This is a genomic window from Streptomyces sp. f51 (assembly GCF_037940415.1).
Classification (GTDB): Bacteria; Actinomycetota; Actinomycetes; order Streptomycetales; family Streptomycetaceae; genus Streptomyces.
Map to the genome: position 1 here is coordinate 2194813 of NZ_CP149798.1, position 20618 is coordinate 2215430.

At 70.9% G+C, this 20618-nt stretch carries 11 protein-coding genes; 7 read left to right on the forward strand and 4 right to left on the reverse strand.

Features of this window, described 5'->3' with window-relative positions; translation table 11 throughout:
- Nucleotides 1-138: 138 nt before the first annotated feature.
- Entirely contained in the window at nt 139-3804 is a 3666-nt protein-coding gene (locus WJM95_RS09750) for a S8 family serine peptidase (RefSeq protein WP_339129189.1), read from the reverse strand.
- Between the two features lie 453 nt (nt 3805-4257).
- Here WJM95_RS09750 and WJM95_RS09755 point away from each other — a divergent pair, with 453 nt between their 5' ends.
- From WJM95_RS09755 to WJM95_RS09785, 7 genes are all read left to right on the forward strand, one after another.
- The gene (locus WJM95_RS09755; RefSeq protein WP_339129190.1) at nt 4258-5295 is read left to right on the forward strand and encodes a rod shape-determining protein; all 1038 of its coding nucleotides are present in this window, start codon (nt 4258-4260) and stop codon (nt 5293-5295) included.
- A 40-nt stretch (nt 5296-5335) separates the two neighbouring features.
- Nucleotides 5336-6991: a GAF domain-containing protein gene (locus tag WJM95_RS09760; protein ID WP_339129191.1), complete on the forward strand. Its 1656-nt coding sequence runs from the start codon at nt 5336-5338 to the stop codon at nt 6989-6991.
- A gap of 407 nt (nt 6992-7398) precedes the next feature.
- A complete protein-coding gene (locus WJM95_RS09765) occupies nt 7399-7635 on the forward strand; it encodes a hypothetical protein (protein ID WP_339129192.1) in 237 nt (78 codons plus the stop codon).
- Between the two features lie 224 nt (nt 7636-7859).
- On the forward strand, nt 7860-9206 hold the full coding sequence (locus WJM95_RS09770; RefSeq protein WP_339129193.1) for a GH25 family lysozyme: 1347 nt from the start codon (nt 7860-7862) through the stop codon (nt 9204-9206).
- Nucleotides 9207-9244: 38 nt separating this feature from the next.
- On the forward strand, nt 9245-9628 hold the full coding sequence (locus tag WJM95_RS09775) for a hypothetical protein (protein WP_339129194.1): 384 nt from the start codon (nt 9245-9247) through the stop codon (nt 9626-9628).
- A gap of 43 nt (nt 9629-9671) precedes the next feature.
- On the forward strand, nt 9672-10091 hold the full coding sequence (locus WJM95_RS09780; protein ID WP_339129195.1) for a hypothetical protein: 420 nt from the start codon (nt 9672-9674) through the stop codon (nt 10089-10091).
- Nucleotides 10092-10174: 83 nt separating this feature from the next.
- A complete protein-coding gene (locus WJM95_RS09785; protein WP_339129196.1) occupies nt 10175-10969 on the forward strand; it encodes a D-Ala-D-Ala carboxypeptidase family metallohydrolase in 795 nt (264 codons plus the stop codon).
- A 75-nt stretch (nt 10970-11044) separates the two neighbouring features.
- Here the strand turns inward: WJM95_RS09785 and WJM95_RS09790 are convergent, their stop codons facing one another.
- From WJM95_RS09790 to WJM95_RS09800, 3 genes are all read right to left on the reverse strand, one after another.
- Complete coding sequence (locus WJM95_RS09790; protein ID WP_339129197.1) at nt 11045-12241, reverse strand: helix-turn-helix domain-containing protein; 1197 nt, start codon at nt 12239-12241, stop codon at nt 11045-11047.
- A gap of 599 nt (nt 12242-12840) precedes the next feature.
- Nucleotides 12841-13257 (reverse strand): hypothetical protein, encoded by a 417-nt coding sequence (locus tag WJM95_RS09795; protein ID WP_339129198.1) that lies wholly within the window; start codon nt 13255-13257, stop codon nt 12841-12843.
- Between the two features lie 19 nt (nt 13258-13276).
- Entirely contained in the window at nt 13277-20314 is a 7038-nt protein-coding gene (locus WJM95_RS09800) for a polymorphic toxin-type HINT domain-containing protein (RefSeq protein WP_339135450.1), read from the reverse strand.
- Nucleotides 20315-20618 lie beyond the last annotated feature (304 nt).

Consider the following 20618-nt stretch of genomic DNA (forward strand, 5'->3'; position numbering starts at 1 on the left):
AGAGGGGCCGACGGCCGCCTGCTCACGCGGGAGCCACGACGGTGGCCGCCCGCCCTCCGGGCCGCCGCGGTGGCGGCCCGGAGGGAGTGGACCGGGTGGCGGGCTCCCGCCCCGGGCGGCCCGCCACCCGGCGACCGGTCACCGGACGCCCACGGCCCGGATGGTCTCCTGGCTGACCGAACCGCCCCGGTCGTCGTGGGCGGAGGCCCGCAGCGACACGAACGCGGCGCCGCGCGGAACGTTCAGCGTGCCCGTCCAGCGCGCCGTGCCGCCGCCGCTCAGCGGCACCGCCTTCCAGGTCTTCCCGTCGTCGTACGACACCTCGAGCCTGCCGCCGGAGATGGCGCCGGTGTCCGACGCCCCCTTGACGTACTCGGCGTACACGCTCACCGGGACCTTGCCGCCGCGCACGTCGCCCGCCAGGTCGGTGTCGATGTCGTAGCCGAGGTTGACGAGCGGGAGGAAGGTCCAGTGGTCGTCGGGGGTGGCCGCCGAGCGGACGGTCCACTCGGTGTGGCCCTTGGTGGAGAGCTTCCAGCGCCCGGGGTCGAGGGTCGTGTCCGTGACCACCTTGTAGGTGTGCTCGTCGGCGGGCGCGTCCCAGACGTATCCGGCGGAGCTCTGCCGCCGGGCGAGCAGGGCACCGTCCTGGTAGACCTCGGTGAACTGGGTCATCCCGGTGTCGTCGCTCCACACGTCGCCGAAGCCGGTGTGGTCGGGTCCGGCGTCGCCCCAGCCGGGGGTGTTGAACTGGATGACGTTGCCCGCGCGCTGCTGGCCCCAGCCGAGTCCGGTGCCCAGCCACGGGTGCCAGACCGGCTTGAACCAGTTCAGGACCCGGTGGGCACCGCCCCGGTAGGCGACCAGGCCGCTGCGCTCCTCCAGCGTGCCCGCCCCGACGTTCACGGACTCCGACCAGGTCTGTCCGGTGCCGGTGGAGACGTAGTCGGTGCGCTCGGCCGGGTAGTCGATCCGCTCCTGGAAGCCGAGTCCGATCGGGAAGGGGTCGGCGATCGAGTAGCGGAACTCGCTGCCCGCGACCGGCTTCACCGCGTGGAACCTGGTGTTCAGCACCGCCAGTTCACCGCGGCCGGGCTCATAGGTGAGACTCCGGTCCGGTACGGCTCCCTTGTAGCCGTGCGAAAGGTCGTACACGTACGGCGAGTTGCGGGTGCCGGTCATGTCGACGGTCCGCTGCGCGCGCAGCCGTGCCGCGTCCGCCGCGTCGACCGTGGCGACCTGGAGCGGCCGGTCCTCGTAGGCGTCCGTGCCGAACCAGGCGTTGAGGCGGCCCGCCGTGTCGTCGGTGACGAACAGGGCCTTGGCCCCCGCGTCCTGGGCCGCCTGCGCGAGCGCGCCGGGCTCGACGCCGTCGGTGAGCCGGGCCAGGACGGCCTTGCCGCGCACCCCGGTGAACGGTCCGCTTCCGACGTCGACCAGCGGCAGCCTGCTGCGGCCCTCGGTCAGGGTGGTGCCCGGCTGGACGAGGGCCTCCTTGACGCCGGCGACGTCGAGGAGCGGCTTCCCGAGCCGCCACACCGTCCGGTAGTCGAAGGTGCCCTCGGTGACCTTCCGGGTCGGGGCGGCGAAGACGCTGTCGTACTTCACCGGCACCTGGACGGCGCCGAACAGGTCCGATCCGCCACCCGTCCGGTCGTACTCCATGATCAGCTGCCGGGTCTCGGAGCGCCGGTCGACCTTCGCGGCGACCTCTCTCAACGTCCGCGCGTCCAGGGTGACTTCGCGGTCGCGGTCGAGCACGGTCTGCGGTGCGGTGAGGAAGCCGAGGCCGAGCGAGTCGGCGCCGTGGCTGCCGCGCACGTCGAGGAACGACGTGAGGCTGTACGTGCCGGGCCGCAGGCGCAGCTTCAGCGTGCCGGAGTCGCCGACGGACACCGGGTAGGCGTCGGTGTCCTTCGCGAGCTGCTGGACGGCGAGGTCCGCGGCGGTCGGTGCGCCGTCACGGTCCTTCACATGGACGGTGAGCGTGTACCGCTCCTCCTCCTTGACCAGCCCGAACGCGGTGTGCGCGACCGGGGTCCCGTCCACCGAGGCCACGATCCGGCCCGAGGTCTGGCCCACGGGTGCCGTCGAGGCGTCGCCGGTGAGCGTGGTGGACGCGGTGCCGTGCGCGGGCACCGTGAGCGTGGTGTCGGCGAGGGTGGCGACACCCTCGCCGGCCCCCTCCGCGGCGAGGCTCAACCGCACCGCCGCGTCGGAGGAGTTGGTGTAGGTGATCGTCCTCGTGACGGGCTTGTCGTCCTCGTAAGGCCAGCCGTGGAAGCCGAGGTCGGCGCTGCCCGTGGCGGTGACCCTCGCGTCGACCGCGTCCGGGACGCTCACCCTTCCGGCGCCCAACTGGTAGGCGGAGGCGTCGAGTTCCTTGGAGGTGGACATCAGCGCGTTCTTGAGCTGCGCGCCGGTCCAGTCCGGGTGCTCCTGGGCGAGCAGCGCGGCCACGCCCGCGACATGCGGTGTCGCCATCGACGTACCGCTCATGGACGTGTAGTAGCCGCTGCCTCCCACGAGTTGGGAGCGGGCGGCGAGGATGTCGACGCCCGGCGCGGAGAGGTCGGGCTTGAGCGCGTTGTCGCCGTAGCGCGGTCCCGCGCTGGTGAAGTACGCGGCCTGGTCGGCGGAGTCCACCGCGCCGACGGTCAGCGCGGAGTCGGCGGCGCCGGGCGAGCCGATGGAGGAGGGGGCGCCGGTGTTGCCTGCGGCTATGACGAAGAGGGCGCCGGTCTCCTTCGAGAGGGTGTCGACGGCGGCGGCCATGGGGTCGGTGCCGTCGCTGGGCTCGGTGGAGCCGAGGCTCATCGAGATCACCTTGGCGTGCACGTCCCGCGCGGCCCACTCCATGCCCGCGATGATCTGCGACTCGCTGCCCGAACCCTGGTCGCTGAGGACCTTTCCGACGGCGAGGGTGGCCTCGGGCGCGACCCCCTTCTCCTTGCCGTCGGAGGCGGCGCCGGTGCCGCCCACCGTGGAGGTGACGTGGGTGCCGTGCCCGTTGCGGTCGGCGACCTCCTCGCCGTCGATGAAGCTCTTGGTCTGCGCGACCCGGCCCGCCAGGTCGGGGTGACTCGTGTCGACGCCGGTGTCGAGCACGGCGACGGTCACGCCCTTGCCGGTGAGCCCGGCCTCCCACGCCTTCGGGGTGCCGATCTGGGCGTTGCTCTCGGCCATGTCGGCCTCGACCCGCCCGTCGAGCCAGACCTTGCCGATCCCCGTCGGCCCGGTCAGCTGCCGGGTCATCGCCTTCCAGAAGGTCCGGCCCTTGTCCGCGTCGAGCGCCGCGCCGCGGATGCTCGGCAGCGAGCGCGTGCGTTCGGCGCCGCCGGGGACGGCCGCGCGGGCCTTCGGGTCGTACGTCACGATCAGCGGCAGCTCACCGGTCTGCCGGTCGGTGAGCCCCTGCCGTATCAGCTCGCTCACGTCGAACAGCCGCCGGTCGAGGGTGCCGGCCCGCAGATACGGCAGCGCCTCGTCCGGTACGACGGTGACGGCGCCGTCGGCGACCTGGGTGCGCACGGCTCCCGTGGCACCCCGGGGGCGTACGACGGACACGGTCTTCTTGCCGCCGCCGACGTCGGTGACGGTCACCTTGTCACCGGTCACGAGGGTGACGGTGGACGCGGCGCCCGCGGCTCTCGCCTGCGCCGGGACGGAGGCGGTGCCCGTCGGTGCCGGGGTGGCGGTCCCGGTGTCCGAGGTGGCCGCGCCCGCCCGCGCCGTCGGCAGCAGGGCGAGCACGAGCCCGGCCGACAGCAGCGCCGCCGGGCGTCTCAGTGGTCCTGTGGTCATTCGTGGCCTCTCTTCGTCGGCCGTGCGCGCGCCGGGCAGGGGGTGGCGCCCGGTACTTGCGAAGAGTCTCGGGGCGTTGTGCCGTCAGGAAGCCGACGGAGCCTGGCGGGAAGGCGCCCTGGCGGCTTCCCGCCAGGACATGCCGGTAGGAGCGGCAGAAACCGGGCCGACTCCAACTGCCGTCCGCAACAGGGATGTTGCCCACGCGAAACGATCCCGCGCCGAGCCGGCTCCATGGCGGAAGCCCGCCGCCCGCTTCCCCCGGACCGGACCCGGGGACCCCCCGGAGACCACCCGGAGACCACCCGGGGAACCTGCACCGGCCCCGCCACCCGTCCGGCGGCACCTCGCCCGGCCGTCCAAAAGGGGCGGCCTCCGTGTCCCGCGCGCAGGATGTTCAGAGAGGACCGCCGCCCGGCGGAGCCCACGGTCTGCGCCTCGGGAGGACCTGCCATGACCGCCAGTCTGGAGCAGCTGCGCCGCTGTCACTTCGCCGTCGACCTGGGCGCGTCGCGGACCCGTGTGTGGGTGCGGGGCGCGGGCCTGGTCGTCGACCAGCCGAGCGTCGCGGCGATCAACACGAAGACGGGCGCGCTGATCGCGGTCGGGGAGTTCGCGGAGCGGATGACGGGCCGCACGCCCGACTACATCCGGGTGGTGCGCCCGGTGTCCGGCGGCACGGTCGTCGACATCGACATGGCGCAGCGGATGCTGCGCAATCTGCTGGGCGACAAGGTCAGGCGCACGCTGCGCCGCAAGCCCCGGCTGCGGGCCGCGGCCTGCACCCCGCACGACGCGGACCCGCTGGCGCAGCGCGCCACGATCGAGACGCTCGTCGGTCTCGGGGCGCGGCGCGTCGAGCTCGTCGACACCCTGATCGCCGCGGCGGTCGGCTGCGGACTGCCCGTCGAGCGGCCCGAGGCCACCATGATCATGGTGTGCGGTGCCGCGGCGACCCAGCTCGCCGTGCTGTCGCTGGGCTCGATCGTCACCGCCGAGCGCATCCCGGTCGGCGGTGAGGCGGTCGACCACGCGATCGTGCAGCACCTGCGCCACCAGCACGAGCTGATGCTGCCGAGCCAGGCCGTACGGCCGCTGCAACTCGCCCTCTCCGGCAACGGGCTGAGCCCGCACGGACCGGCCCTGACCGAGATCCACGGGCGGGACGTGGCGACCGGTCTCGCGCGCTCGGTGAAGGTCGACACCGCCGCCGTGCGCAGGGCCATCGCCACGCCGCTGACCGCCGTACTGGACGGTGTCGGCAAGGTGCTGCGGTCCTGCCCGCCCGATCTGGTGGCCGACGTCGCCGACCGCGGGATCATGATGGTCGGCGGCAGCGCGCTGCTTCCCGGGCTCGACCAGATGCTCCGCCAGGCGACCGGCGTCCCCGTCCACATCGCCGAGCGGCCCGACGTCTGCGCCGTGCAGGGCCTCGGCTACATGCTGGAGGGCAAGATCGAGCCGATGATCCTGAACCCGCTGGCGAGCTGACGGGCCGGCGGCCAGGCAAACCCGCGTCCGGGAGCCTTCCGTGACCGACCCGGTGCCCGGGCTCCCGCGCCTTCTGGAGGCGGTCCTCGGCATCGGCACCGAACTCGAACTGCGGGCGACCCTCCAGCGGATCGTGGACGCCGCCGCCGAGCTGACCGGGGCCCGGTACGCGACGCTCGGCATGAGGGACCCGGGGCGGGACGGGCTGGTGCACATCCGCACGGCGCGACCGCCCGGCCCGCCGCCGCCCGTGCGGGAGTCGCAGCCCTCGGGGGCCGGCGAATCCCCCGGGTCCGACGGCTCCTCCGAGCCCGGCGACTCCCCTGGGTCCGGCGACTCCCCCTGGCCGGACGGCTCCCCCGAGTCCGGCAGCTCGCGTGAGTCCGGCAGCTCCCCCGAGTCCGGCAGCTCGCGTGAGTCCGGCAGCTCCCCCGAGTCCGGCGGCTCGCGTGAGTCCGACATCTGTCTGGACGTTCCCATCCGGGTCGACGACGAGGTGTTCGGCAATCTCTGCCTGGCGGACAAGGCCGGCGGTCCCGTGACCCGCGAGGACGAGGAACTGGTGCGTCTGCTCGCCACGCAGGCCGGCATCGCCATCGCCAACGCCCGGCTGTACGAGACGGCCCGGCAGCGGGAACGCTGGATCGAGGGCGCCGCCGCCGTCACCACCGCCCTGCTCAGCGGCGGGACCGGCGCCGACGCGCTGACGACGGTCGCCGAACGCGCGAGGATCCTCGCGGACGCCTCGGCGGGGATCATCCTCACGCCCACGGCCGAGGGCGGCATGGAGATCGTGGTCGCCTCCACTCCGGGCGACCCCACCGGGATCGTGGGCACCACCATCGCGCCGGGCAGCCCCGTCCTCGAACAACTCCTGGGCGGGGAGCCGCTGTTCATCGAGGACTCGGCGACCGACCCGCGGATGACGACCCCGGTTCGGTCCCGGTTCGGGCCCAGCATGATGCTGCCGCTCCAGGCGGAGGGACGGCTCGTCGGGACGCTGGCCCTGCCACGCGGGCGGGGCGAGCGCCCGTATACGGAGACCGAACGCCTGCTGGCCGTCCAGTTCGCCTCGCAGGCCGCGCTCGCCCTGGTCCTCGCCGACGCCCGGCACCGCCGTGAACTCCTCGCGGTCTACGAGGACCGGGACCGCATCGCCCGCGACCTGCACGATCTGGTCGTACAGCGCCTCTTCGCGACCGGCATGATGCTGGAGTCGACGCAGCGCAGGAACGCCTCGCACGGGGACGGCGAGAGCGCGGAGGTGTCCGCGACGCTCGGCCGGGCGGTCGACGAGCTGGAGGCCACGGTCCAGGAGGTACGCACCGCGATCTTCGCGCTCCAGCAGCCGCCGGCCGACGCCCCCACCACCTTCCGCGGCAAGGTGCTGCGCGAGACCGCGGGCGCCGCGGCGGTCCTCGGCGTCCAGCCGTCCACCCGGTTCACCGGCCCGGTGGAGAACCGGATCACCGATCCCGTGGCCGGCCGGCTGCTCGCCGCGCTGCGGCGCGCGCTGGCCGCCGCCTCACGGCGCCCGGGGGTGTCGCGGATCGAGGTGGCCGTCGATGTGACGGTGCCTCTGCCGGACGGCCGCCCCGGCGTGCGGCTGACCGTCCACGACGACGGCCGCGGGGGCCCGGCCGGCGAGGACCCCGGCGACGACGGCACCAACGTCACGTGGCAGTCACCGCTCTAGCGGCCGCGAAGGCCCGCCGGGCGGACCGTGTCACCGTGGATACGGATGGGCCGTCCCGCCGTGCGTACCGGGGGGGGCCGTCCCGCCGTGCGTACCGGGGGGCCGTCCCGCCGTGCGTACGGGGGGTCAGTACGGGAGCAGGCGCCCCGACGGTGTCCTGCGGTCGATCGGCGTCTCGCGCGGAGCAGCGGGCCGACGGTTGACGCGAATCCGGATCTGACGGTTCATGACCCCTCCTCATGACTGATGAGACCGGCGTCCTCGTCGACGCGCATAGACGCATGGTGCCCACGGATGCGCCTCTCCTACCCTCCGAGCAGCATGTTCCCGCACCGGCCCGCGCGCGGGGCCAACGCGCCCGGCCGCGGTCCCTGCCTCCCGGGTCCGCCCGTGGTCACCTGGGACGCATGAACAGCAGAAACGAAGCGCGCGTCACGCAGTGGTGGGAAGCCCTGGATCCTTCGGCGCGGAAGGCCCTCCTCGGACTCCATCTGGTCGAGGGCGACAGGCTGCCCGAGGAGTTCGTGCGGGGACTCGCGGACCACGGCATCCACCCCGTCCAGTGGGAGGAGCCGGAAGCCGGGCACCTCGTACCGGGAGAACTGGTGGCGTTCCTCGCCGGGAAGCGGGCCGCGGACACCTGAGCGTCCCGGCCCCCGCCGGGGACCCGGCCGGTGCCGGTCGCCCCGTGGGTCCCGGCACCGGCCCGTGTCCCATGTCCGTCCCAGCGGTGGCGCGTTCGCGCAGGTCATGGGCGTGGGACCGTCCCGGCGTCCCGAGGCGGACCAGGAGACTCCACCGAAGGTCGGGCGCTGCCAGCATGGCGGCGGCCGGGGGTTCCCGGCGACTGACCAGAGGGGAACACCAGATGGGAACTAGGACGCTTCTGCGGGGTCTGACCCTCGCCGTGGCAGCGGTCCTGCCCCTGTACGGGCTCGTGTCGGCGCAGGCGACGGGGGCCGCGGCCGCCGCGGTCGCCGTCTGCGGGCACACGAGCGCGCAGCCCACGCTGCAACAGGGGTCGACGGGGGACGCGACGGTCGAGGCGCAGTGCGAACTCGACCTGGCGACGAAGCCGAGCCGGTACACGCCGATCGCGGCGGACGGCTCGTTCGGATCGGGAACGGAGGCGCGGGTCAAGGAGTTCCAGCGATGCGCCGGGCTGAGCGCGGACGGCGTGCTCGGCCCGAACACCTGGGCCGCGCTCAACACCTGGGCCGCGCAGCCGCACACCTGCGCGACCCAGGGCACGGCGGACACGGTGCAGGCGACCGTGTGCGGCCACACCGACACCCGTCCGACCCTGAAGCAGGGCGCGAAGGGTGACGAGGTCAAGGAGGTCCAGTGCCGGCTGAACCTGACCATGGAGCCGTTCCACTATCCGCCGCTGACCATCGACGGCGATTTCGGTGGCGGCACCGCGGACCGGGTCGTCGAGCTCCAGCACTGCGCCAACCTCAGCGCCGACGGCACGGTCGGTCCCAACACCTGGGCCAAGCTCGTGGACTGGTCCGGCCGTAACGCGTACTGCGCCCCGCCCCACCCGGCCGGCCGGCCGATCGACGGGCTGGACACGGCCAAGTACCAGCACCCGGGCGGCGCGGCGATCGACTGGAAGGCCGTCCGCGCCTCGGGCGCCGAGTTCGCGACGGTCAAGGCCACCCGGGGCATGAACGTCACCGACGAATATCTGGCCACCGACCTCGAAGGGGCCAGGGCGGCGGGGCTGGCCGTGGCGCCGTACCACTTCTACACGGGGACGGCGGCGGACACGGGTGCCGCGCAGGCCGACCGGTTCGTCGCCGCCGTGCGGGCGACCGGCTACACCGGGAAGCGGGCCGGCGACCTGCCCCCGATCTTCGATCTGGAGCGGATGGACGACGGCAGCGGACGCTGTCCCACGTACGGCACGGTCGCCGACGCCAAGGCCTGGCTCGACCGGGTGGAGTCCGCCTTCGGCCGTGTCCCGATGATCTACACCCAGAAGTCCTTCCTGGACGACTGCATGGGGTCGACCACCGCCTTCGCCCGGTATCCGCTCCAGCTCGCGGACTACCGCCAGTCGATCACGCAGCCTCCGGTCCCGAACGGCTCGTCGACCTGGACGATGTGGCAGTACACCGACGCCGCGCTCTTCCCGGGCCTCCGCGCTCCGGCCACCGGGGACGTGTTCAACGGCTCCCAGGCCGATCTGGACCGGCTGGCCAACCGGTGATCCCCGCCCTGGCCCTCGCCGTCCCGAGGAGGAAGACCATGACCGGCCGGTTCGCCCGCGCGTCCCTCGTCGCGCTGCTCGTCGCCCTCGGCTTCACCGTTCCGGCGCCCGCCTCGGCCGCCACCGCCGGCGCGAGCTGCTACGGCGGAGCGGTCACGGTGCACTACGGCGAGGTGCGCGACTTCGGCCCGTACGTGACCACGGGCCGCTGCATCGACATCAACATGCGTATGACCGGCGGCGACGCGGAGTACGTGGTCGCCTGCGTGAAGTTCGAGAAGACCGGCGTCTGCAACCGCTGGACCCATGTCGGCCGGAGCTGGACGACCATCGCCACCGACGTCCTGGACGGCACCCGGTTCACCGTGCCCAACGGCGTGGATCTGGAAGGCAGTTCCGCCACCCTCCAGATCGCCTTCTGAGCCCCTCGGCTTCACCCTCACCCTCACCCGAACGGAGACCACCATGATCAGGAGCAGGGCTCTCGCCTCTGTTCTGTTCACCGCGGCCGCGCTGCTGGGCGTGGGCGTCGCGCCCGCCTCCGCGCAGCCCTCGGCCGCCGCGACGAGTTGCTACGGCGGGGCCAAGACCCTGACGTACCACTATCAGGCGGCCGCCAAGGAGTACGGCACCTACACCACGTCCTCGCGGTGCGGCGACATCAACATCCGGCTCGACTCGGGCACGCCGGACGGGTGGTACCTGGACGCCTGCGTGGTGTTCGTCGACCACACGACCAAGTGCAACAACGATGACGCGTACACCACCCACGGCACCGAGTGGGGAACCGTCGCCACCGACGTCAAGGACGGCACCCACTTCGTCCTGCGGATCCACGCCTACGACCAGGACGCGCAGAACGTGACGTTCCACCTCGCCTACTGACCTTCGCCCGTACGTCTCACACCACCGCTCCACCGCTCCACCGCTCCACCGCTCCGACCTTCCGACGTTCCGAAAGGACGACGATGACTTCCTTCTTCCGCTCCGCCGACGGACGCCCCGCCGGCATCCGCTCCGTGGGCAGCCGCTCCCTCGACCGCCGCAGCATGCTGCGCGGCACGCTGGCCGTCGGTGCCGGCGCCGCGTTCGGCCAGCTCCTCTTCTCCGGTGTCGCGCAGGCCTATGCGTGGTCGCGCACCATGAAGCAGGGGGACAGCGGCGCCGACGTGCTGGAACTCCAGATCCGGGTCTCGGGCTGGGCGGCCGACAGCGCCAGTCACACCCGGGTCGGCCTCGACGGCGACTTCGGCCCCGGCACGGCCGCGGCCGTGAAGCGGTTCCAGGCGGCGTACGGTCTCGACGACGACGGGGTCGCCGGTCCCAACACCCAGGCGAAGCTCAACGCGCTGGAGCAATCGGACGGTTCCACGGCCCACTTCAACTGGAGTGAGTTCGTGGACCAGTCGAACGGCACCTTCGACGGCGGCAAGCTGAGCGCGGCGAACACGAAGGAGAACGCCCGGCGCTGCATGTACAAACTGGAGGCGCTGCGCAAGAAGCTGGGCGACAAGCCGATCACGGTCAACTCCGGCTTCCGCAGCATCGCGCACAACGCCGACATAGGCGGGGCCAGCGACAGCATGCACCTGTACGGCACCGCGGCCGACCTCGACGTTCCCGGCGTGGCCACCAAGACCGTGTACCAGAAGGCGGAGACCTGCGGGTTCTCCGGCCTGGAGCGGTACACCGTCGACCACCAGCACGTCGACAGCCGGGCCGACCTGGGCCGCGAGTGGTGGTGGGAGAGCGGCACGGTCTGACACCGTCCCGGGTGACCACACGGGGGGCCGAGGGCTCCGGGTACCGCGGCGGCGGTACCCGGGGCCTTCCGGGCTTCAGCCCTTCGGCTCGTCCTTGCGCGCCGCCTCGCAGGAGGGCCAGTCGTGGAAGTCGTGCCGGGCGCTCCACAGCCGGTGGGCCGCCTGGATGTTCCACTCGGGGTCGAACGCCCGCAGCGGTGTGCCGCCGAGTTCGCGCAGGCGGACGTCGGAGATCTGGAACACGCCCCAGTTGCGGCTGCCGTTGGTGTTGGGCAGCACCCACAGCGGGTCGAGGAAGGAGGCGCAGCGGGCGATGGCCACGGCGGTGCGGGGATCCTCGCGGAACACCTCGCGGATCCGCTCGGCCACCCGGTCCGGGGACCAGGTCGCCATGCTCACCTTCCGCGCGTAGAGCGCCTTCTTGGTGGGCTCGTCGACCACGTTGCTGGCCGGCATGCCCGCCAGCACCTGGAACGCGGTGAGCCGGCGCAGGGTCTCGGGCCCGAAGTCTCCGTCGACGGCGAGCCTGCCCTTGGCCCGCACCAGCAGTGTCTGGACCTCGCGCACGCACTCGTCGTGCTGTCCCATGCTGACCGTCTTGCAGGCGGAGGAGTACAGCACTCCGTCCTCGGCCGACGGCGTGTCGTCGGCGGGCATCCACACGAACCCGGCCACGAGGCCCGTCACGGCCACGACCGCGGCGGCCAGCACCGCGAACCGGGAGGACAGCTTCTGGGGCATCCGGAGCCGTCGGGATCCGCCGGCTTCGGCAGGGGTGTTCAGCGAGGGAACGGCGTCGTCGCCACGGGAACCGGCCGGCTCGGACACGGCGGGACCGCCCGCCCCGGGCCGCGGCTCCCGCCCGGCCTCCGGGCCCTGGCCCGCCACGGGTCCCGGCCGCGGTTCTTCGTCCGCGCGCGGTTCCTCGTCCCCCGGCGCTTCCCTGTCCGCCCGCGTCGCCGGATCGGGCTCCCGCCGCGGCCCGTCCTCGGCGGTCACCGGGGCCGCGGCCGGTGCGTCCCGGTCGGTGTCCGCCAGCGCCCACAGCCGGTGGAGTTCACGGAGTTCCTCCGGGCTGGCACCGCACACCTTGCCGAAGGAGTGCACCACCCGGTAGTCCGCCGGGACGCTCAGGCCGGAGCAGTAGCGGTGCAGGCTGGAACCGCTGACGCCCGCCTCCTTGCCGAGGCGGTCGTATCCCTTGCCGCTGCGGTCCTTCAGCATCCGAAGGCAGGCGGCGAACTTCTCGGTCTGCGAAGGGGCAGCAGCCACGTCTCCACCCTTGCTCAAGCCTCTACTGACGGGTAGAAGCTACACCGCCGAAACCTGTGCGCGCCCTTTGAGTGCCGGAACGTGTTCGCCAACTCCCTTATGCGTGACGGAATTTGAAGCCACCTCACCCACCACACCGACCCGGATCACCCTGCCCGTCGGTGGACCGGCCGCGAGCCGTCCCAGGTCAGGACCCGACCGGGGCCGCTGCCGCCGGAGTCGCCGATGGCGCGGTCGACGCTCTGGGGACGGTTGCCGGTGGCGTCGTAGCCCAAGGACTGCCAGTAGGAGCCGGGCGTCGTGGCCAGGGTGCCGGAAGTGGGCGGATCGGCGGCGCAGTTGTCCTTGCCGGTCCAGGCGTCGCCGAGCCGGCGCGTCGTAGCTGTAGCACTGCCGGTCGGTGCCCGTGTTACCGGTCTCCGACTGCCGGTCGGCGATGGAGAGCAAAATGGAATTCCCGATTGCTTTCTACCCGCAGAGCACCTTCTGGGACCTCTCTCGAACCCAGAACGGTCCATCCTGCCGACCCTGCCCGCCCGGAAGCAAGGCAGGGACCGCAGGACTTCCGTTGACCGCTTGACCCGGCTACGGAACGGCACTCAATCAGGCGATCCCGGGACGGTAAATCCGGAGGTCTCATCCCATGAAACTCCGTGCCACTCCGTCAGGGCGTAGGCCATGATCCGATCATTGACCACAGGGTCGATTACTCCACTGAGAACAGTCGTCATCATGAGATCCTTCCCCTGAAGATCACCGTCGCTCAACACCTCGCGAGCACTCTCGAGGTAAATGTCCACGATCTCTCCGCCGACGCTCACCTGAATGTACTGCTCCATGGCCGCCTCTCCGGGGCGGGCGATCTGGATTCTGCTGGCAGCCCAGCCCTCACCTTCCCTGATCGAACCAGGGGAGACATCGGAATCTTCAGCCAGCAGGTACGCCAGAAGGCAATGCAAGGACTCCAGAGCAGTCTTGCCCCCTGAGCGCCCGAGGGCGCCGCACTCAAATGCCATGATTGCTTACCCTTGAGACTCAGTGGCCGTCAAAGACATAGTTGACGCGGACCCCGAAATTCTGCTCAATATAAGCATCCTTCCTTGCCTGCAATGGATCTTTCCCCGCATCCCCCGACTTCGTCTCCACGTAATGTGCGACATTGCCATTCGAATCGAGAATTCCAATGTCGTAGATGCGATCACCCCATGGAGTAGGAAAGGTCAGCGGACCTGGATTTGTTTCGTCCGTGATGACGTTCATTCCCCGCTGCCGATAGGAATCGGCAATGTGATCGCGATAGGCATCGCCGACGAGCTTATTGAGCTGTGGCTGACTGATCCCGAGCAGCTTGCAGAGGTTCTTGTCGTCATTGTGGACCAGGACTGGCGTGGTACCGGCCAGCACATAGTACGTATGGAGTTCCCGGACGGTCAGGTTGTACATGTCCGCGGCGCCGGGGCGAGTGATGACCCGGTCGATGCGGACGTGGTGGTCCGTGGCGGTGTTGAGGACGTGGCCCGGCTCGAGTCTGCCGGCGGGGATCCAGGTGTGGAGCGTGTCGTCCCAGAAGGGGTGCCGGGACGTGGTGTGGAGCGTCGCCTCGTGACCGTCCGCGCCGCGGATCGTCACGTCGACGAGGTCGTCGTCATGGTGAACCAGGCGAGCCGTGACGCTACGGGGGCCGCGGTGCTTACCGGTGGCCGGGTCGGCGCTCTCCACCTTGTCGCCCGGTTTGATCTTGCCGATGGGCTTGGTCTTCCGGTCCGCCATCAGAACCGGTGTGTGCGGATCGAAGCTGCAAAAGGAAATGCCCTCCGCCTCTGCCTCCCCCGCCAGGCCTCCCCCGGCGAGCATTCCCTCGGCCAGATCACCGAGGGACTGGCACAGGCTCACGGCGTTGCAGGGGTTGCTCGGGACGTCCTTGATGTCGTCCCAGTGGTGGTAGAACTTCTGGAATCCCTGGCAGGCATCCGTCCACAGGGCGTCTTCGCCGCTGCACCGTTCACGGAAATAGAGCTCGACGTTCCTCAGCGGGGAAAGATCCGAACGATAGGTCCCGTAATTGACCATCATCCTGATGGTGGGCACGGGGTGGGCCGAGTTCCAGCTCTTCAGGAGCTTCATCGGCGGCAGGTAGCCCTCGTCACCCGGCGCGTCGTAGCTGGTTCCGTCGTAGTCGGGCGACTGGGGGTCGTTGTGCGACTTGTACGTCCCGTAAGTGCCGTTGCTGCCGGAGCAGTAGGAGCTCGGGTAGCACGATTCGAGGCCGGTCGGGTCGCTGTTGGTGATGGGGTTGTCGGCCGCGTAGGTGTAACCGCCGAGTTCCTGCGGCTTGGTCGCCTCCAACACCGGGTCGATGCTGATGAAGCGGCCGAGAGCGGGGTCGTACTTGCGGGCGCCGACGTCGGTGTAGCCGGTGGAGGTGTCCTGCGGCGCGCCGAGATAGGAGTGAAGGGGGTCGGGCCAGGTGGTGGTGTTGGCGCTGGTGCGTGGCTGGCCGTAGGGGGTGTACTGCTGGCGGGCGACCTGCTGGGTGGTGGTGTCCATCGAGAGGGTCGCGGTGCCGTTCGGGTCGTTGAACAGGTACTTCAGCCCCCCGCCCGCGAGGCTGGAGCGGATGGCCACGGGGGTCCCGGCGCCGCCGTGGGTGTAGGTGCGGACGGCGCCGAGGAGGACGTTGGGGGTGACGCCGGTGTTGACGACGATCTGGGTGTCGCCCGCGAAGAGGGTGGTCTGGCCGGGGTCGCGGCGGATGAGCTGGTTGCCGTCGGCGTCGTAGAGGTACTTGGTGGTCGCCGGGCTGGAGCCGGTGGTGTCCACCTGCGCCAGGTGGCCCTCGTCGTCCCAGGTCAGGGTCTGACCGGGGCCGGTGGTGGGGGTGCGGGTGTGCAGGTTGCCGTTCTCGTCGTACCCGAAGGTCGTGGGATTGGTGCCGCCGGTGGTGGCGGTCAGGGTGTGGGGCTGGGCGCCGGTGGAGTTGCAGCCGGTGGTGCAGCCGTCGGCGTAGGTGGTGGTGACGGTGCTGCCCGAGCCGCCGATGGCGTGGTCGACGCTCTGGTGGCGGTTGCCGATGGCGTCGTAGCCGAAGGACTGCCAGTAGGAGCCGGGCGTCGTGGCGAGGGTGCCGGACGTGGGCGGATTGGCGGCGCAGTTGTCCTTGCCGGTCCAGGCGTCGGTGAGCCGGTCCAGGGCGTCGTAGCTGTAGCACTGCTGGTCGGTGACGGTGTTGCCGGTCTCCGACTGCTGGTCGGTGATGGAGGTCGGGTTGCCTGAGGCGTCGTAGGTGTACGTGGTGTCGTCGACCGTGGGACCGGGTGCCTGGGTCCGGCTGATGATGCGCTCGGTCGGCCGCAGGGTCTGGTCGTCGTAGTGGTACGTGGTCGTGGCGGGGTTCGTCGAGGCGCCCTGGGTGACCTGGGACGGCGCCCCGTAGTCCGTGTAGACGGTGCCGTCGACGTAGACGCCGGCGCTGCTGGTGGTTCGCGTGGGGTTGCCGAGTGCGTCGTGCTCGTAGGTGATGGTCTCGTTGTTCAGGCCCTGGGTGCGCGGGTCCGACCGGGTCGCCGGCAGCTGGTCCTTGGCGGTGTAGGTGTTCGTCGTGGTGTACGTCGTCGGCAGCGGGGCCTCGGACGCCGGCAGCGTGATCGTCGTGCCGGTCGGCTTGCCGAGGGTGGTGTAGCCGGTGGCGGCGACCGTGTACCCGCCGGTGACGCCCTGCACGTAGCGGGTCGACGAGGTCGGCAGGCCGATGCGCTTCGTGTCGTACGTCCAGGAGGCGAACTGGAAGTTGGACTTCGACTTGTCGCTCGCGGTGAGCTTGCGGCCCAGGAGGTCGTAGGTGTAGTCGAGTTCGTTCTGCTTCGCGTCGTCGGTGGTGGACACGAGGTCGCCGGCGTCGTCGTAGCCGTAGCTGCTCTTGCCCGCGTCCGGGTCGTTCTGGGACTTCTTGCGTCCGAGCAGGTCGTAGTCGAACGTCCACACCGTCTTGTCGGGGCCGGTGATCCGGTGCTGCCGGCCCGCGGCGGTGTAGCCGTAGGTGGTGGCCGAGGGCGTGCCGCCGCTGGTGGTGAAGCCGGTGGCCGCGGTGCCGGAAACGGTGGGTGCGGCCGTGTACTGGTCCAGTTCGGTGGTCTGGCCGCGCGCGTCGACGACCTTGGAGGTGGCCACGCCGCCCTTGGGCGGCAGGACCGTGGTCCTGTCCCCGGTGAGGGCGGTGGTCGTGGCCCAGGTCCTGACTCCGTTGTGTTCCTCGGTGACCAGGTCGGTCCGGCCCTGCCCGTCGTGGTCGGTGACGGTGGTGTCGGGGATGGACACCTGGGAGACGGTGATCAGACTGCCGCGGGGGCTGCCCGAGACGCTGTAGGCGTTGTTGGTGGAGACCGTCCAGCCGTGGGAGTCGTACTGGGTGTCCGAGACCGCGGTGCTGGAGTTCTCCGCCGTCGCCTGTACCTGCAACGGCCGCAGCATCGCGTCGAACAATGTCTGGCTGGTCGAGTAACCGCCGTTGTCGAGCAGCGTGTTGGACGCGACGTTCGACGGACCGGTCTGGGAGGTGCTGTAGCTGAAGGTCGTGTTCGCCGGTGCGCCGTTGGCCTTGATCTCGTTCGGCAGCCACACCCCGGTCATTCGGCCGAGCGCGTCGTAGGTGAGCGAGGTGAGCAGGCCGCCCACGTCGGTCTTGGCGGTCGGCAGGGTCCTGGCCGGGTCCAGGGACTGCGAGACGAGTTGGCAGTCCTTGGACGACACGGTGACCGCGGAGCAGTCCGTGCCGGGCGTGACCTGGGTGACGGTCGTGCTGCCCGTGGGGAGCGCTCCGGTGGCGGGGGTGTAGGAGGTGAAGACGGTCTGGGCGAGGCTCCTGCCGTCCGGCGAGGTCGAGTCGGGGGTCCGGGTGACCTTGGTCGGGCGGCCGTAGGAGTCGTACCGGGAGGCGGCCTGGGAGACGAAGGCGGTCGCGGTGGCGCCGGTGGCGGCGGACGCCTGCTGGACGAGGGTGATGTCACCGGTCTTCGGCAGGGCCGGGTTCTTCTGCCCGTCACCGTCGTAGGCGAAGCCGTTGGTGTCGTAGGAGGTGCGGGTGTCGGAGATCAGGGTGCCGCTCGGAGTCGCGCCGGCGCTCGAGCAGTCCTGGGCCGTGGTGACGGTCTCGGCGGGCAGCACCACGGTGTCCGCGCTGCCGGTGAGGTAGCGGGTGTAGGTGCACTTGGAGACGTTGTCGCTGTCGGTGGTCTCGCCGCGGTCGTCGGACTGCACGGGCATGCCCGTGGTCGACGTGCCGAGCGCCGTGTCGTAGAAGGTGTCGGTCTCGGTCCTGCGCCAGCCGTAGGACACGGCCTGCCGGGTCAGCGTCCTGGCGGTGCGGACCATCTGCGCCGTCAGGTCCGGCACACCGCTTCGGCTGCGGACCGCCGTGGGACCGATGACCTTGGGCACGGTGACGACGGCCTTGTCCAGGCCGCCCGTGGCGCTGGTGTAGGTGTCGGCCTCGAAGACCTGCCCGGCCAGGGTGTTGTCGTCGGCGACCGAGGTGGCACCGTCCTGGCTGGTCAGCGCCGGAACCGAGCGGGTCTTCCCGCCGGGCAGCGTGTCGCCGTTCATGCCCAGGAAGTAGTAGGTCTTGCCCAGGGTCCTCTGGTCGTAGACCTTGGCGCCGTTGGTCAGGTGGAACACGCTGGGGTCGCCGGTGGTGACGTCCACCTCGGGATAGCCGCGGAACTGGCCCCAGGTACGGTTCTTGGCCTTGACCAGCTCGTTGTCGTCGTAGTGCCAGCCGGGACTGCCCTTGTAGGCGTAGTCCGTCTCCAGCTTGGGCTCGGTGCCGTCCTGGTAGGAGTTGTGGGTGTCCTCGGTGACGACCGAGGAGACCTTGTACTTGTAGAACCAGTCCATCCACGGCGCCGGCTGCCCGTCGGGGGCCCAGTACACCGGGAAGCACGACAGGGTGTTGGTGGAGGCGAAGGACTGGGCGGCCGCGTCGGTGGGGTCGTTCGGGTCGCTGGCCGGGGCGCTGGAGCAGTTCGGCCGGTCGTAGGTGACGGTCGTCTGGGCGCCGGTCTCGCTGGTGACCGTCTGGATGCGGTCGTGGTACATCAGCGGCATCTGCGGGATCGTGCCGACCCGGTTGGGCAGTTGCAGCGGCGGGTCGAAGCTCACCGCCGGTGTGGAGGTGCTGCCCGACGCGCCGCCCAGGGTGTCCAGGCCGGTGCGCTTGATGGAGTCCAGCCACAGCGTGGGGGCGTGGTCGCCGCCGTCGGGGAAGGACTGCGTGAAGGTGTACTTGTCGACCTGCTGGGTCGCTCCGCCCACCTGGATCTGGGTGGTGATCGAGGTCAGGCGCTTGCGCGACCAGAAGCTGGGGCCGTGGTTGGTGCAGTTCGTCGAGCCCGAGGCGCAGTTCAGGTCCACCGGTACGTCCGGCCAGTACGCGGCGTTGGCGGGCGTGAACTGGCTGTCGGCGCAGGTGTTGCCGGAGGGCGTGCCGGCGATGCAGCGCTCGGCGGTGTCGAAGAGGATCTGCTCCGGGGCGGTGCCCGAGTAGACGGTCGAGGCGGTCATGCCGTAGTCGATCCGGGACAGGGTGCCACCGCGCGTGTAGGCGACAGCGGTGTCCTTCATGTCCGCGCCGTAGTAGCCGGTGTCCGGGGTGTAGTACCAGGCGGCCGCGTTGCCGTGCAGGTCCACCGCGTAGTCCAGGTTGAACCGGTATCCCAGCGTGCAGGAAGTGGAGGCGAAGTCCGTGCTGTCGGGGCAGTCGGAGACGCCGCTGTGCGCGTGGTGGACCGGCTCGGTCCACACGGACTTCGTCTCGTCCTTGCCGCCGGCCCAGCCCGGCAGCCGGTTGCGGCCGAAGAAGTACTGCACCCCGCCCTCGGTGACCTTGAAGTACTCCCCGTTCGCCGTGCCGTTCGTGGCGCCGCTCAGGTCCTCGATCTTGGTGGTGGCGCTGTCGTCGGCCGAGTGGAAGGTCTTGGTCGCGTCGTCGTAGACGACGTCGGCGGACTTGCCGTTCAGGGACAGGGTGAGGATCTGTCCCGCCCAGCACTGGTCGCCGTCGTTCTTCGGCGCTCCGGACGCCGAGTCGTCCTTGCAGGACTTGTACGTGCGCTCGACGTAGTTCTCGGTGGAGGTCCAGCCGTCGCCCAGCCACGAGGACTGGTTGTTGGTGCCCTCGGTGCGCGCGTCCTGACTGGCGGAGCTGTAGGCGAGGTCGACGTTCGGTACCGCGCCGCCGATCGCCGGGGGCACCGTGATCGGGTAGCTGTAGGTGAACGCGCCCGTGTTCCCCGAGGTCGACCAGGTGCCGCCGGGCGACAGGCTGGTCGCCGCGTAGTCGCCGGAGGAGCCCGACGTGCCCGAGGTCGCCGCCAGGACCACCGCCGCGCCGGACGAGGCCGTGGCCGGCTGTGCGGAGCCGACGGCACCCGACGCCGTCGCGCCGAAGGCCGGAACGGTGACCTGTGCGGACAGCGGTGTTCCGGGGGCGGTGCGCAGGGGGGCCTGGGTCTGGCATTTGGCCAGCTTCGGCGTGGTCAGCGCGCAGGCGGGCAGCTGGACCAGGTGCAGGCGGGCGGCGAAGTCACCGCCGAAGGCGTAGCGGAACGAGGAGTCGTCCACGCGCAGCGGGATCTTTCCGCTTCCCTGGCCGGTGCGCCGCAGCGTGAACAGGACACCGTGGATGCCGGCGGCGCTCGCGGCCTTCCGGTCCAGCATCGTGACCCGCACGCGCTGCGGCCTGGCGACGGCGGACGACTGCGGCCGTAAGCCTGCGGCGGCACCGAGGAGGACGGGCAGTTTCCCGGCCCGCACCTGTGGCGATCTGGCGATCAGGTTCGCGGGGGCGGACCCTCTGGGCAGGGTCACCTCGGCGCTGCCCGGCGCGGGGAGCTTCGTGTGCCCGGCGGGGTCGAAGTGCTTGAACTTCCTGGAGGAGAAACCCCGCTCGGGCCAGGGGTGGGCCAAGGGGACTCGTTTGGTGTGCGGGGCGGCGGGGGCTGACATGTCCCGCTTCACCGGTGCGGCCGCCGCGGCCGCGCCGGCGGGCAGCAGGCTCACCACCAGGGCGCCGGCCGTCATCACCGCCGTGCGCCGGACCCTTCGAGCGGCCCAAGCCGTCCGACCGCGTCTCCACTCCGAGATCCGCCCCATACCGTACGTCCCCCTCTCGGCCTCGACTCGTCCAAGTCCCTTGCTGCTGGAGCGAGTTGAGTGCACGTCAAAACGGAGGCACACGTCGGCCGAGCCCCCCGTGGATCATCACGCTAGGGCCTGAGGCGGCGCCTCCAGGCAAAGGATCTTCCGGGGAAGAGCAAAGGAAACGCACAGAACAGGAACGCGAGTAACCTTTTATGCGTCAAAAATGGACCCGTCATGGATATGT

What these genes read in the sequence shown, in the direction of transcription:
- WJM95_RS09750 (WP_339129189.1), bottom strand. Translation starts at nt 3,804, where the DNA reads ATGACCACAGGACCACTGAGACGCCCGGCGGCGCTGCTGTCGGCCGGG.
- WJM95_RS09755 (WP_339129190.1), top strand. Translation starts at nt 4,258, where the DNA reads ATGACCGCCAGTCTGGAGCAGCTGCGCCGCTGTCACTTCGCCGTCGAC.
- WJM95_RS09765 (WP_339129192.1), top strand. Translation starts at nt 7,399, where the DNA reads ATGAACAGCAGAAACGAAGCGCGCGTCACGCAGTGGTGGGAAGCCCTG.
- WJM95_RS09770 (WP_339129193.1), top strand. Translation starts at nt 7,860, where the DNA reads ATGGGAACTAGGACGCTTCTGCGGGGTCTGACCCTCGCCGTGGCAGCG.
- WJM95_RS09775 (WP_339129194.1), top strand. Translation starts at nt 9,245, where the DNA reads ATGACCGGCCGGTTCGCCCGCGCGTCCCTCGTCGCGCTGCTCGTCGCC.
- WJM95_RS09780 (WP_339129195.1), top strand. Translation starts at nt 9,672, where the DNA reads ATGATCAGGAGCAGGGCTCTCGCCTCTGTTCTGTTCACCGCGGCCGCG.
- WJM95_RS09785 (WP_339129196.1), top strand. Translation starts at nt 10,175, where the DNA reads ATGACTTCCTTCTTCCGCTCCGCCGACGGACGCCCCGCCGGCATCCGC.
- WJM95_RS09795 (WP_339129198.1), bottom strand. Translation starts at nt 13,257, where the DNA reads ATGGCATTTGAGTGCGGCGCCCTCGGGCGCTCAGGGGGCAAGACTGCT.
- WJM95_RS09800 (WP_339135450.1), bottom strand. Translation starts at nt 20,314, where the DNA reads ATGACGGCCGGCGCCCTGGTGGTGAGCCTGCTGCCCGCCGGCGCGGCC.